Origin of the sequence: Myroides sp. C15-4, assembly GCF_050522745.1 — a bacterium.
Classification (GTDB): domain Bacteria; phylum Bacteroidota; class Bacteroidia; order Flavobacteriales; family Flavobacteriaceae; genus Flavobacterium.
Map to the genome: position 1 here is coordinate 14,364 of NZ_JBMVQX010000008.1, position 13,432 is coordinate 27,795.

Genomic DNA, 13,432 nt, shown 5'->3' on the forward strand with positions numbered 1-13,432 from the left:
ACTAATACAATAGCTGTACTTCTTTCAAGGCAAATTCTACCCTTGCTTCCTCTTCCGTTTCTACCACTAATTTCCCATAGCGCGTGACATCGCGAATAATACCGTTAAAACGTTTGCCCTGTGGAATTTCAAAGGCAGAAACTACATCTTTTCGAAACAAGTGCACTTTATACTGTTCCCACAGCGTATCTACTGCCCCACTTGCCCCATTTGTCAAGGTAGAGTATCCTACTGTCAATTCCTTTAGTATAGCTTGTAATAGCTCGTCTTTATTTATTTCCTTTCCGGTTAACAGGCTCAAGGAGCTTGCTTTGCTCATTTCGGGAAACTGCTTTTGATTGCCATTGATTCCTATTCCGACAATTGAGAACACTTCACCTTGCGACTTGAGAATATTTTCGATCAATATGCCACATATTTTCTTATTACAAGACAAAATGTCATTCGGCCATTTGATAAAAAATGGCAGATCGTATATTTTTTTTAAGGCAGATACTACTGCTAATGCAACCATAATATTGAGATCAAACACCCCTTGCACCGATCGAGGATTGCTCTTCAACAACACACTAAAGGTCAGGTTACTACCTGCTTCAGACACCCAACCCGATCCGCGTTGTCCCTTACCTGCAAATTGATTTTCAGTCACAATCGTCGTGAAATTTTCTAAATCACAAGTTGTTAACAAATTCTTTAAATAGGTATTAGTGGATGCAGTGGCATCGAGTTTGATAATATTCATATAAAATTATTGTAGTCTAATCAGAAGCGATTCACTATATTTGAACCCAAAATTAGGAAACATATTTTTGTTAACTTGAAGAAATTTAGATAAAATCAATAAATGACAAACAAAACTATCAACAACGACGAATTGATTGCTAATATTATCAAAGGAATTGAAGCTGTAAAAGGGGAAAACACAACAATTTTAGATTTACGAGAAATAGATAACACACCTTGTGATTACTTCATTATATGTGATGGGAACTCCAATACGCAGGTCAATGCGATCGCGGGTTCTGTTCAAAAAATTGTATCAAAAGAATTACACGACAAACCTTGGCATGTTGAAGGCGAAGTAAATGCTGAGTGGATACTCATGGACTACATCAATGTTGTAGTACACGTATTCCAAAAATCGATTCGCGAATTCTACAACTTAGAAAGCTTGTGGGGTGACGCAAAGATTACAAATATCAACAGCCAATATTAAACTTAAAATTTATTCTTCATGGCGGGAAACATAAAACCAAACCAAAACAAACCCAAATTTAGCCCGTGGATTTTGTATGCGAGCATTGTGGTTATCGTATTGGTTATAAACTTTTTATCGAACGGAAGTGGTGTTGGAGATTCCAAACAACTGAGTCTTTCTAAATTTTTCGATTACCTGAAAGAAGGTAAAGTGGAGAAAGTAGAATTTAATCGTTCTGTTGCTAAAGTATATTTGACAAAAGACGCTTTACAAAGCAAAGATTTTGAAGAATTACAACGAAAATCAATCTTAGGAAAAGAAAGCACAGGACCTCAGTTCGTAACTGAAATTGGAAACTCTGAAATTTTCCAAAAGAAATTAGATGAGGCTGCTGGAGAAGGCAAACTTCTGGAATATAAATCTGAAGCAGAAAGCAATTGGGGAGACTATTTTATTAGTTTCTTACCGATTATCATTATCATTGGATTCTGGTTATTCATGATGAGAAGAATGACTGGTGGCGGTGGTGCTGGCGGTGGCGGACAGATTTTCTCTATTGGAAAGTCCAAAGCAAAACTCTTCGATGAAAAGAATGACATTAAAGTAACCTTTAGTGATGTTGCTGGATTAGAAGGGGCTAAAGAAGAGATCGTTGAAATTGTTGAGTTCTTAAAGAACCCTGAAAAATACACCTCTATCGGAGGTAAAATACCAAAAGGTGCTCTCTTAGTAGGACCTCCAGGAACAGGTAAAACGCTATTGGCTAAAGCAGTAGCGGGTGAAGCAAAGGTACCTTTCTTTTCACTTTCTGGTTCTGATTTCGTAGAAATGTTCGTTGGAGTTGGAGCATCACGTGTACGTGACTTGTTTAAACAAGCCAAAGAGAAATCACCAGCGATTATCTTTATTGATGAGATTGATGCTGTGGGTAGAGCACGTGGAAAAAGCAATTTCTCTGGATCAAATGACGAAAGAGAAAACACCTTAAACCAGTTATTAACGGAAATGGATGGTTTTGGTTCTCATACGAACGTTATTGTATTAGCAGCAACAAACCGTGCGGAAATCTTAGATAAAGCACTTTTACGTGCTGGGCGTTTTGACAGACAGATTTATGTTGACCTTCCAGACGTGAAAGAAAGAGAAGCAATCTTCAAAGTACACTTGCGCAACATTAAAAAAGTAGACAATTTAGATATTGACTTCTTAGCGAAACAAACCCCTGGATTCTCCGGTGCAGATATCGCTAACGTTTGTAACGAAGCTGCTTTAACAGCGGCACGTAAAGACAAAAAAGAAGTGGATATGCAAGACTTCTTGGATGCTGTAGACCGAATTATTGGTGGTTTAGAAAAGAAAAACAAAATCATTACAGTTGAAGAGAAATACGCTATTGCAATACACGAAGCAGGTCATGCTACAGTAAGCTGGATGTGTGAACACGCGGCTCCACTAGTAAAAGTTACGATTGTTCCACGTGGACAAAGTTTAGGAGCAGCTTGGTACTTACCTGCAGAAAGACAAATCGTCCGCACAGAGCAAATGTTAGACGAAATGTGTGCTACTATGGGTGGACGTGCAGCAGAGAAAATTGTCTTTGACAAAATCTCTACAGGAGCGTTAAGCGACTTGGAAAAAGTAGCTAAACAAGCGAGAGCCATGGTTACGATTTACGGACTAAATGACAAACTCGGAAATATTACGTATTACGATTCGTCAGGGCAGAGTGAATACAATTTCAGCAAGCCTTATTCTGAGGATACAGCCAAAGTAATTGATGAAGAAATTTCAAAATTAATCGAAGGTCAGTATGAACGTGCACAAGCAATTTTGACTGAACACAAAGATAAATTGATTCAATTGGCAAATTTACTGTGCGAAAAAGAGGTGATTTTCCAACAAGATTTAGAAAATATCTTTGGCAAACGACCTTTTGACAAACCCGAAACAGTAGAAAACACAATTCAACCTCAATCGGATACAGAAGAAACAATCGCTTAATCAAGCAATTTATAGGAAACTATCTAAAAATCTTAACTTAAAGACTCATTTAAGTTAAGATTTTTTTTATCTTTGAACTTATTACAAACCATCATATTTCGACACTTAACCTATGAGCTTTCTAAAGAAGTTAATTAGCGGATTTATGTCAAAACAAAGTAACGAAGAGGCTAACGATCAAAGAAGTCAATATCTTCCTGATACTGTTATGCCTGTTGATGATTTATTTACTGTAAATTTCAAGAATAACGGTGGTAAGTTTTTATACTGTGACACACAGTCAGAATTGCACGAAACATTTGTCAATGTCTTGTTAGAAAATGATTGGTTTGAAAAAGAAGCACTAACGCATGAAAACCAATTTCATTCGCTTTTAAGAGACAACAACATACACTACATCAATTCCAAACAACCCGTCTTTTTTGTTTCGTCTTGTGAGAGTTTAATTGCAGACGATGGAGCGATCTTATTTTGCGAAAAGCAACTAAGGGATTACAAACCACACGAAATCCCCGATAACATCATTATTATTGCTGCAACTAGCCAAATCACCCGAACAAAGAGTGATGGACTGCGCGAAATCAAAAGAAAATACAGCAGCTCCTTGCCTACTAATATTACGGCAATTAATTGCTTTAAACCTTCTGCCAATCAAGATTTCTTAAGTTATGGCAGATCTCCTAAAAACTTATATTTACTTTTATTAGAAGATCTCTAAATTATGTCAGAAACCCTTAAAAGAACAATATCTGGAATTATCTATATTGTTCTGTTACTAAGTGCAACATTATATGATGTACTTACGTTCAAAATACTCTTTGGATTTTTTATGGTCGTAGCAGCATATGAATTTGCTCGATTAATTAATTTATCGAAATATCTTTGCGTTGGCATTAGTTTAGTTGCTGTATTGGCCATTTTTCAGTCTGCCATTGCACTACCTATACACCTACTCGTTATCCTAAGCTTCTTAATTCTCTTAGCGATAACAGCCGAATTATTTACTACACGCAAGCCCAATCGAAGCCTTCCCGTAAAAATTATTATTTTTCTCGGCTATGTTATTGGAACATTTCTTGCCTTTTTACATCTGCCTTATACAGCAACAGGATATGATCCACAAATCGTTATTGGTATTTTAATTCTAGTATGGACCAATGACACCTTTGCCTATATTGTAGGTAAAAAGTTTGGCAAGCACAAGTTGTTTGAACGCATCTCACCTAAAAAAACGATCGAAGGTCTAGTTGGTGGAATTGTCTTTGCAATTATAGCCTCTCTGGTATTAAATTACTTTTTTACTTCATTAAATGTGTATATTTGGATTGCAAGTGCTATTTTTGTAGGATTATTTGGGACACTTGGAGATCTTGTTGAATCACATTTCAAGCGAGAAGCTGGTGTAAAAGATAGTGGTGCTATCATGCCTGGACATGGAGGTATCTTAGATCGCTTAGACAGTATCTTATTTATCTCTCCCATTTTGTATATCATTTTTCAAATTTTATAAGTCATGTTTCATAAAGAAGGAACTAAAATTATTTTTTTCTCGTTAGTAGTCGCTGTAATCATTATTGTAGTTTTTGATTATTTCATAACGATTGATTGGTTAAGAATGACTTTGTCATCTATTATTCTAGCACTGCTAATCTTAGTGTTACAATTCTTTAGAAATCCAAACAGAACTATTGCTCCAAATGATCAAGTTATTGTAGCACCTGTGGATGGAAAAGTTGTTGTGATTGAAGAAGTTTATGAGCCTGAGTATTTTAAAGATAACCGTTTAATGGTTTCAATCTTTATGTCTCCGATCAACGTACACGTTACGCGTTATGGATTAAGCGGATTGATTAAATACAGCCAATACCACGCAGGAAAATATCTTGTAGCTTGGCATCCAAAAGCAAGTGAAGAAAACGAAAGAACAACTGTTGTGATAGAAAACAAGGTGTTTGGAGAAGTTATGTACCGTCAAATTGCAGGTGCATTAGCGAAGCGTATTATTAACTACGCAAAGCCAGGTATGCAAGCCATTCAAGGAACGGATGCTGGTTTTATAAAATTTGGATCTCGCGTAGATTTATACTTACCGCTTGGAACAAAAGTAGATGTGGTGTTAAACCAAAAAGCTATTGGTAACAAAACGGTAATTGCAAAAAAATAGGAATGAACGAGCAACTAGACAAAGACTTTTTAGAAGCTTACGAGAGAATTTCTAAAGAAGCCAGAAACTTAGCTCCTGATGTTATGCTGCGGATTTACGCCTATTACAAACAAGCGACTAATGGATTAAGTCATCAAGACTTTGAACATATGTCACATGATTTGAAAAAGGCATTCAAATTTAATGCATGGACTCAAGTGAGTCACTTGTCCACTGAAGAAGCTAAATCAGAATATATTAGACTTGCCAAAACAATTTTAGCGAAATAATGAAGAGAATCAAGTCGTTTAACCTTATCCTATACTTCTTTGTAGTTTTAGCAGCAGCATGTGGCAAGAAAAGTGAACGCACGGAAGTTGAAATTCCAAAAAGGGAAACTTTTATCGTGGAGAAAAAATCGGTATTAGGCCAAGAGAAAGTCAAAACCAAACAAGGACCTTTTGACATGCCTCCCCTTTCTTTTCAATACGAAGAGGTAGAAGATCTATTTAAACCTGAAGACTTGGCTTTTCACTATGGTGAATTTCATTTGAATTATGCCAATCGCTTAAATACAGCGATTCACAATAGCCCTTTTGTTACAGATAGTATTGTAGGTATTTTGACGAAAGTAACACCTGCACAAGCAGAAATAAGCAATCTAGCAGGGGCCTATTACAATCACAATTTCTTTTGGCAATCCATACACAAAAACACAACGACAAGTCCCAATGCGAATTTATCCGCTTTGATTACCTCTAATTTCGGTTCATATAATAATTTAAAAGCTGAGATATTGCGTATATCGGTTGAATTTGAAGGATCTGGTTGGTTGTGGTTACTCGTTGATCACCGCAATAATTTAACGTTAATCCCAACAGAAAACAATGCCAACCCTCTTACCTTGCGATTAGGGAAACCTTTATTGGTTATTGATTTATGGGAACACGCGTATTTGTCCTCCTATAAGAATGACAAAGAAAAATACATCAAAGCCTTACTTCCTCATTTAAATTGGGAGTTTGCTAATTTTCAATTGGAAAATAAATAACAAAAAAAGCGAAAGATGTAATCTTTCGCTTTTTTTGTTATTGTTTACAGTTCTCAGCTTACAGTTAACGGTACAACTAACTGTAAACCGTTAACCGTAAACTGTTAACCTCTAAAAAGGAACATCATCATCGTTAAATACATCACGAGCAGGTGGTAGATTTTGAGCCATATTTGCTCCTCCTCCGTTATTTAATGCAGAAGAAAATACGCCATCACTATCAATCAACCCTTCCGTACGAGCATCTTCATCTAAGTTGTCAAACTTACCGTACATCCCCAAGAATTTAAGGCGGATATTATCCAATCCTCCATTTCTGTGTTTGGCTACAATGAATTCGGCTTGACCAGCGGTTGGTGATCGGAATTCATCATCCCACTCTTCGATTTTATAGTACTCTGGACGATAGATAAACGAAACGATATCCGCATCTTGCTCAATCGCTCCAGACTCCCTTAAATCGGACAATAAGGGGCGTTTTGACGTACCACGTGTTTCCACGGCACGCGATAGCTGTGATAAGGCAATTACGGGAATATCCAATTCTTTTGCCAAGGCTTTTAAGTTACGAGAAATCGTCGAAATTTCTTGTTCACGGTTTCCTCCTCCTTTTTGGCTTCCTCCAGCCGTCATAAGCTGTAAGTAGTCAATCACAATCAACTTAATCCCGTATTGAGAGGCTAAACGCCTTGCTTTTGCGCGTAAATCGAAAATAGACAAGGAAGGTGTATCATCAATAAACAAAGGCGCACGTTCCAAGTCTTTTACCTTTACGTTCAGCTGTTCCCATTCGTGTTTTTCCAACTTACCTGTACGCAGTTTTTCCGATGAAAGTCCCGTTTCGGATGAAATCAAACGCGTGATCAACTGAACAGAAGACATCTCCAGCGAGAAAAAAGCTACCCCTGCTCCTGAAGCAATGGCAATATTACGTGCCATGGAAAGTACGAAGGCCGTTTTCCCCATTCCGGGACGTGCTGCAATAATAATCAAATCACTGGGCTGCCATCCAGAAGTCAATTCATCTAATTTATGGAAGCCTGTAGGCAATCCACTTAATCCTTCTTTGGTACTAATTTCTTCGATTCGCTTTTTGGCTTGCGCAACTAAACTTTGTGCAGTTTCCGAACTCTTCTTGATGTTTCCTTGTGTAACCTCGTACAATTTTGCTTCCGCTTTGTCGAGTAGATCGAAAACATCCGTTGTTTCATCGTAAGCGTCTTCGATAATTTCATTTGAAATTCGAATCAAACTGCGTTGAATAAACTTTTGAAGGATGACACGCGAGTGGAATTCAATATGTGCAGAAGAGCTAATTTTTTGGGTTAGACTAACCAAATACGCATCTCCGCCAGCAATATCCAACTTTGCATTTTTTCTCAATTGAGCCGATACGGTCAATAAATCAATGGGTTGGTTACCAACAAACAATTGATCTATCGCCTCAAAAATATACTTATGCCCCTCCTTGTAAAAAGCTTCTGGCTGAAGTATATCAATTACTTCGTCAATCCCCTTTTTATCAATCATCATTGCACCCAAAACAGCCTCCTCAAAATCAGTAACCTGAGGTGGTAACTTCCCTTTTTCCAAAGCAATTACATCTTTAGTAAAAGTGCTGGGATAGGTACGTATATCTTTTGCTTTATCCATAGTGCGAAAATAACTCTTTTTTTTGAACTGCTGTCCGTCTATCGTTCTTTACTATCTATAAAAATAATCTTTTTTTACTTGATTAGAGAACGATTAAAACATAAAAAAATCCGAGTGTAGACTCGGATTTTTTTTATACTTAATCACTTTGTATTAGCTTTTGTATTCTCCCATTTCGAAATACTTTTCCATACGTTGGTCAAGTAATTTATCTAATGGTGTTTTAGCCAATTCTTTGTGTGTTTTTACAATATAGTTACGTACAGATTCGAACGTAGCTTCGCGATCTGAATGCGCACCCCCTAGTGGTTCTGCAATAATATCGTCTACTAACTTATTCTTTTTCATGTCGTAAGAAGTCAGTTTTAAGGCTTCTGCAGCTTGTTCTTTGTATTCCCAGCTTCTCCATAAGATAGAAGAACACGATTCTGGTGAAATTACAGAGTACCATGTATTTTCTAACATCGTTACACGGTCACCTACACCAATACCTAAAGCTCCACCTGAAGCACCCTCACCGATAATAATACAGATGATTGGGACTTTGATACGGAACATTTCGTAAATATTACGTGCAATAGCTTCACCTTGTCCTCTTTCTTCTGCTTCTAACCCTGGGTATGCCCCTGGCGTATCGATTAGCGTTACAATTGGAATATTGAATTTTTCAGCCATTTGCATTAAACGCAACGCTTTTCTGTACCCTTCTGGATTTGCCATCCCGAAGTTTCTATACTGTCTAGTCTTTGTGTTGAATCCTTTTTGCTGCCCTACAAACATAAAACTTTGATCTCCGATTTTACCTAATCCACCGATCATGGCTTTATCGTCTTTTACATTTCTATCTCCGAATAATTCTAAAAATGTATCACCACAAAGCGCTTTAATATAGTCAACCGTATAAGGTCTATTTGGGTGTCTTGACAATTGAACACGTTGCCAAGGACTCAAATTTTTATATATGTCTTTCTTTGTCTCTTCTAATTTTTTCTCGATTTGTGAGCAAGTTGTCGATACATCAACATCAGATTCTTCCCCGATTAACGTACATTTTTTTAACTGCTCCTCAAGTTCTTTAATAGGAAGCTCAAAATCTAAATATTCCATTTATGAATAATTTTTAGTTTCAATTACTAATGACAAAGATAAAATTTTCCTCTATATAGACCTCTATATTTTGGCAACTTTTATCTTTTTCCTGTTTTTAACAATCGCGTTTAACACGACTGTACTCAATATTAACAAAGCACCGATATAAAATTCGGTACTCATTTTCTCACTATCTCGGAATACGAGAATCGCTAAGAGGATCCCATATACTGGTTCTAAATTAACGGTAAGCATCACAGTAAAAGGGGTGATGTATTTCATTACATAAACAGACCCAATAAAGGCAAATGCGGTACAAAACGTTCCTAACACTAACAGCCAGAGCCAGTCCGATGTTGTTACATCAAAGAATTCTGCTGTAAATCCGCCGCTAAAAAACAAATAGATAGACAAGATAAGTAATCCACCGACCATTTCATAAAAGGTAATCACTGAAGCGGATGAATGGTGTGCTAATTTGCCATTTATAATAGAAAATATTGCAGACAAGCAAGCGGCTATCAAGGCTAAAATAATTCCTTCTACATATTCCGTACTCACGCTAAAAATAAGTGCTAAAGCACATACGACAATAAATCCGAAGAATACTTCGTATCCAATTATCTTGCGTTTATAAAAAATAGGTTCCAGAATAGAGGTGAAAAAGGCACCTGTTGATAGACAAGCTAACGTAACAGATACGTTTGACACTTTAATTGCCCAAAAAAAAGTAAGCCAATGCAAGGCAATTACTACCCCTGCGGCTAAAAAAATGGCAATATTGCCTTTACTTTCTTTTATTGTTTGACGTTTAAAAGCAAACAATAAAATTAAGGTAATTACTGCAATTACAATGCGATACCAAACCAAGGGCAACGCTTCTAATGTAATTAAATTACCTAAAATAGCTGTAAAACCCCAAACAAAAACAATAAGGTGTAACAGCAAATGACTCTTAAAATTATCTCCGAGCATTTCGCAATAAAAATATGGCTAAAATTGAAAATGTAACATTGGGAATCCACACGGCCACCAAAGGCGACATACTAGAAGCTTCCGCTAATACACTAAATATTTTATCAAAGAAAACGTATATAAAAGCTAAGGCAATACCGATAGCTAAGTTAATTCCCATACCCCCTCTTCGCTTCATGGAAGAAACTGATACGGCAATAATAGTCAAAATAAAGGCTGATACGGGCACGCTGTACTTCTTATACAAGACCACCAAGTGCACATTGATATTTGATGAACCGCGCATGCGTTCTTTCTCAATAAATCGCTTTAATTGACCTAAGGTCATCGTCTCCGCAGCATAAACCACAGGACTCAAATCGTCAATATCAAATTCCAGTTGTAATTCTTTAGCATCGGCGAATTCTAAAATATCATTCGCATCCCCAACCTCGCGTTTCACGTAATCATAGAGCGTGTACATTTTAGTTTCTGCATTCCATTCAATACGCTTGGCTTCTATCTTAGAAACTAGTCGATTACCGTCAAAATCTTCTAATGTAAAATTATATCCTGTATTGGATCCATAATTAAAATTACTCACGAAAATAAATTCGTTAGCATTAATCTGTTTGAATACATTTTGACTTTCCCGAACCTCGTCTCTTTTTAAGTATTTATAGCGATAATCATTGTATCCTGCACTTGCTTTAGGCACGATATACATCGACATAGCAAGTGACAGAAGTGAAATTAGGGTTGCTCCGATTAAATAGGGGCGCAAGAATCGAGTAAAAGAGATTCCTGAGCTCAAAATAGCAACAATTTCTGTGTTATTTGCTAATTTGGAAGTAAACCAAATGATCGAAATAAACAGAAATATTGGAAATAGCATATTGGCAAAATACACCGTAAAATCCAAGTAATACAGTACCGTTGCTTGTAAAGGCACTTTGTTCTCGAGGATTTTATTAATCTTTTCTGAGACGTCAATAACAATACCAATAGGTACAAACAGCAAGAGCATCACAAAAAAAGTGGCTAAATATCGCTTTAAAATATACCAATCTATAATTTTCATCTGTAAACTACTTTTGCTATTTGACGTTAGTTGATTTTACAATCTTTCTCCCAGTTGCTTCACCATTTTATTTTTCCAAGTCGTGAAAGTTCCCGCCAAAATTTGTTGACGTGCCTCACGTACTAACCACATATAAAAACCTAAATTGTGAATCGATGCAATTTGTTTTCCCAAAGATTCATTAGCTGCAAATAAATGGCGTAAATACGCTTTTGAGTAAGCAGTATCAACCCATGTATGCCCCATTTCATCAATGGGTGAGAAATCATTTTCCCACTTTTTATTTTTCATATTCATGATCCCATTAGCGGTAAATAACATTCCGTTTCTTGCGTTACGCGTAGGCATGACACAGTCAAACATATCTACACCAAGGGCAATATTCTCCAAAATATTGATAGGTGTTCCCACTCCCATCAAATAACGAGGTTTATCTTCTGGTAAGATCGAAGTAACCACATCGGTCATGGCGTACATTTCTTCTGCAGGTTCTCCAACAGACAGTCCTCCAATAGCATTTCCTTCTGCCCCAACATTGGCGATATACTCTGCTGATTGTTGACGTAAATCTTTATACGTACTTCCTTGAACGATTGGGAATAAGGCTTGTGAATACCCGTATAATTCAGGAGTTTTATTAAAATGAGTCACACAGCGATCCAGCCAACGATGTGTCATGTGCATAGAACGCTTTGCATAGCGATAGTCACAAGGATAAGGCGTACATTCATCAAAAGCCATGATAATATCCGCCCCAATCGCACGCTGTATTTCCATTACGTTTTCGGGGGAAAAGAAGTGATAAGAACCATCAATATGCGATTTAAACTTTACGCCTTCTTCCTTAATTTTTCTATTTGCAGATAGGGAATACACTTGGAATCCCCCACTATCAGTCAAAATATTGCGGTCCCAATTCATGAATTTATGCAAACCACCTGCTTGCTTTAAAATTTCTACCTTTGGTCGTAAGTATAAATGATAGGTATTCCCTAAAATAATATCGGGGTTAATTTCTTCTTTCAACTCACTTTGGTGTACCCCTTTTACTGTTGCTACTGTTCCAACAGGCATAAAGATAGGTGTTTCAATTACACCGTGATCCGTAGTAATTTTTCCAGCACGCGCACGTGACTGTACATCAGTATGTAATAATTCGAACTTCATATTATCTATTTACAGCTTGCAAAGATAATTTAAAACTAGTCATCAACCTTAGTTTTAATTTTTTTTTCTACTTTCTAAAAAATGCGGTATTTGAATACAAGCACGATTACAATAGGTGCACCGAAAATTGCCGTAATGGCGTTAATTGGCAATAAAACATTCCCATTGACTTGCGTGATGATATCGCAGAGTAGCATCAAGACACTCCCCATCAACATACAGGTAAACAACAAACTGCGGTGGGTATTTTTTTTGCTTATCATGCGGGCCATATGAGGGACGGCCAATCCGATAAAGGCAATTGGTCCCACAAAGGCCGTTGCTCCACCAGCTAATAAGCTTGTGGTAATGATAATTATATTTCGCGTTTGCTTGACCTTAATTCCCAACGAAGCAGCATAGGCATCTCCTAACAACAGCGCATCTAGTTGGCGAATTAAAAAGAACGCCATTCCTATACCTATAATGACAACAAGTCCAAAGAGCAGTAACATCTCTTGTGTGAGATTGCCTAAACTTCCCGATAGCCAAACTACGTATTTTTTCAATTGATCTGCTTCGCTAAAATAGCTCAATAAGGCAATCACTGCATTGGCAAAACTACCAAACATCAGCCCTACAATTAGCACTGTAATGGAGTTTTTCACTCGTTGCGAAACAGCTAGTACAAGAAGTAACAACAGCAGGCTTCCCAATATAGCCGTAAGAAGTAAAGTATAAGAAGATGTCAAATAAGGCACCATAAAAACGGGCAAAAGCGTTCCGCCCAGTAAAACAAGAGCCACACCAAGTCCAGCACCTGCACTAACACCTAAAACATAAGCTTCGGCCATGGGGTTTCGGAAGAGCGTTTGCATCAACAACCCACTAACAGACAAGGCCATTCCCACGAGAATAGCAACAAGCGCTTTGGGCAGACGGTAGTGCAAAACAATATAGTTCCACGAGGGTTTTATTCCCTCTTGTCCTGTGAGAATATCCCAGACCGAAGCCAAGGGAATTTTGACACTTCCCCATGAGAGATTCAACGCGAAAAAAAAGAGAAGCAAGAGTATCCCAACTCCCCAACCTAACTTTTGCCTCATAACTCCAGCA

At 37.3% G+C, this 13,432-nt stretch carries 14 protein-coding genes; 7 read left to right on the top strand and 7 right to left on the bottom strand.

The genetic code is table 11. The features are described 5' to 3' along the window. Position 1: 1 nt before the first annotated feature. On the bottom strand, positions 2-742 hold the full coding sequence (locus ACPDHL_RS05590; RefSeq protein ID WP_430531809.1) for a biotin--[acetyl-CoA-carboxylase] ligase: 741 nt from the start codon (positions 740-742) through the stop codon (positions 2-4). A 102-nt stretch (positions 743-844) separates the two neighbouring features. Here ACPDHL_RS05590 and rsfS point away from each other — a divergent pair, with 102 nt between their 5' ends. From rsfS to ACPDHL_RS05625, 7 genes are all read left to right on the top strand, one after another. After that, positions 845-1,216 (top strand): ribosome silencing factor, encoded by a 372-nt coding sequence (rsfS, locus tag ACPDHL_RS05595; RefSeq protein ID WP_430531810.1) that lies wholly within the window; start codon positions 845-847, stop codon positions 1,214-1,216. Between the two features lie 18 nt (positions 1,217-1,234). Continuing rightward, positions 1,235-3,199 carry an ATP-dependent zinc metalloprotease FtsH gene (gene ftsH / locus ACPDHL_RS05600; RefSeq protein ID WP_430531811.1) on the top strand — a complete coding sequence of 655 codons (1,965 nt, stop codon included), beginning with the start codon at positions 1,235-1,237 and terminating at the stop codon, positions 3,197-3,199. A gap of 145 nt (positions 3,200-3,344) precedes the next feature. Then, on the top strand, positions 3,345-3,917 hold the full coding sequence (locus ACPDHL_RS05605; protein WP_430531812.1) for an LUD domain-containing protein: 573 nt from the start codon (positions 3,345-3,347) through the stop codon (positions 3,915-3,917). 3 nt (positions 3,918-3,920) lie between these two features. After that, positions 3,921-4,709: a phosphatidate cytidylyltransferase gene (locus ACPDHL_RS05610; protein WP_430531813.1), complete on the top strand. Its 789-nt coding sequence runs from the start codon at positions 3,921-3,923 to the stop codon at positions 4,707-4,709. 3 nt (positions 4,710-4,712) lie between these two features. Then, positions 4,713-5,363, top strand: a complete 651-nt coding sequence (locus ACPDHL_RS05615) for a phosphatidylserine decarboxylase family protein (RefSeq protein ID WP_430531814.1) — start codon at positions 4,713-4,715, stop codon at positions 5,361-5,363. A gap of 2 nt (positions 5,364-5,365) precedes the next feature. Then, positions 5,366-5,632, top strand: a complete 267-nt coding sequence (locus tag ACPDHL_RS05620; RefSeq protein WP_430531815.1) for an acyl-CoA-binding protein — start codon at positions 5,366-5,368, stop codon at positions 5,630-5,632. Continuing rightward, positions 5,632-6,393, top strand: a complete 762-nt coding sequence (locus tag ACPDHL_RS05625; RefSeq protein WP_430531816.1) for a superoxide dismutase — start codon at positions 5,632-5,634, stop codon at positions 6,391-6,393. Before ACPDHL_RS05620 ends, ACPDHL_RS05625 begins: the two co-directional genes overlap by 1 nt. Before the next feature lie 111 nt (positions 6,394-6,504). Here ACPDHL_RS05625 and dnaB read toward each other — a convergent pair whose 3' ends face one another. The 6 genes from dnaB to ACPDHL_RS05655 form a co-directional block, all read right to left on the bottom strand. Continuing rightward, positions 6,505-8,046 (bottom strand): replicative DNA helicase, encoded by a 1,542-nt coding sequence (gene dnaB / locus ACPDHL_RS05630; RefSeq protein ID WP_430531817.1) that lies wholly within the window; start codon positions 8,044-8,046, stop codon positions 6,505-6,507. A gap of 153 nt (positions 8,047-8,199) precedes the next feature. Next, positions 8,200-9,153, bottom strand: a complete 954-nt coding sequence (locus tag ACPDHL_RS05635) for an acetyl-CoA carboxylase carboxyltransferase subunit alpha (protein WP_182647040.1) — start codon at positions 9,151-9,153, stop codon at positions 8,200-8,202. 63 nt (positions 9,154-9,216) lie between these two features. Then, positions 9,217-10,110 (bottom strand): DMT family transporter, encoded by an 894-nt coding sequence (locus ACPDHL_RS05640; protein WP_430531818.1) that lies wholly within the window; start codon positions 10,108-10,110, stop codon positions 9,217-9,219. Then, a complete protein-coding gene (locus ACPDHL_RS05645) occupies positions 10,097-11,170 on the bottom strand; it encodes an LptF/LptG family permease (protein ID WP_430531819.1) in 1,074 nt (357 codons plus the stop codon). The genes ACPDHL_RS05640 and ACPDHL_RS05645 overlap by 14 nt, the downstream gene beginning before the upstream one ends. A 36-nt stretch (positions 11,171-11,206) precedes the next feature. Then, positions 11,207-12,337 carry a tRNA guanosine(34) transglycosylase Tgt gene (tgt, locus tag ACPDHL_RS05650; protein ID WP_430531820.1) on the bottom strand — a complete coding sequence of 377 codons (1,131 nt, stop codon included), beginning with the start codon at positions 12,335-12,337 and terminating at the stop codon, positions 11,207-11,209. A 74-nt stretch (positions 12,338-12,411) separates the two neighbouring features. After that, on the bottom strand, positions 12,412-13,422 hold the full coding sequence (locus ACPDHL_RS05655) for a FecCD family ABC transporter permease (protein WP_430531821.1): 1,011 nt from the start codon (positions 13,420-13,422) through the stop codon (positions 12,412-12,414). Positions 13,423-13,432 lie beyond the last annotated feature (10 nt).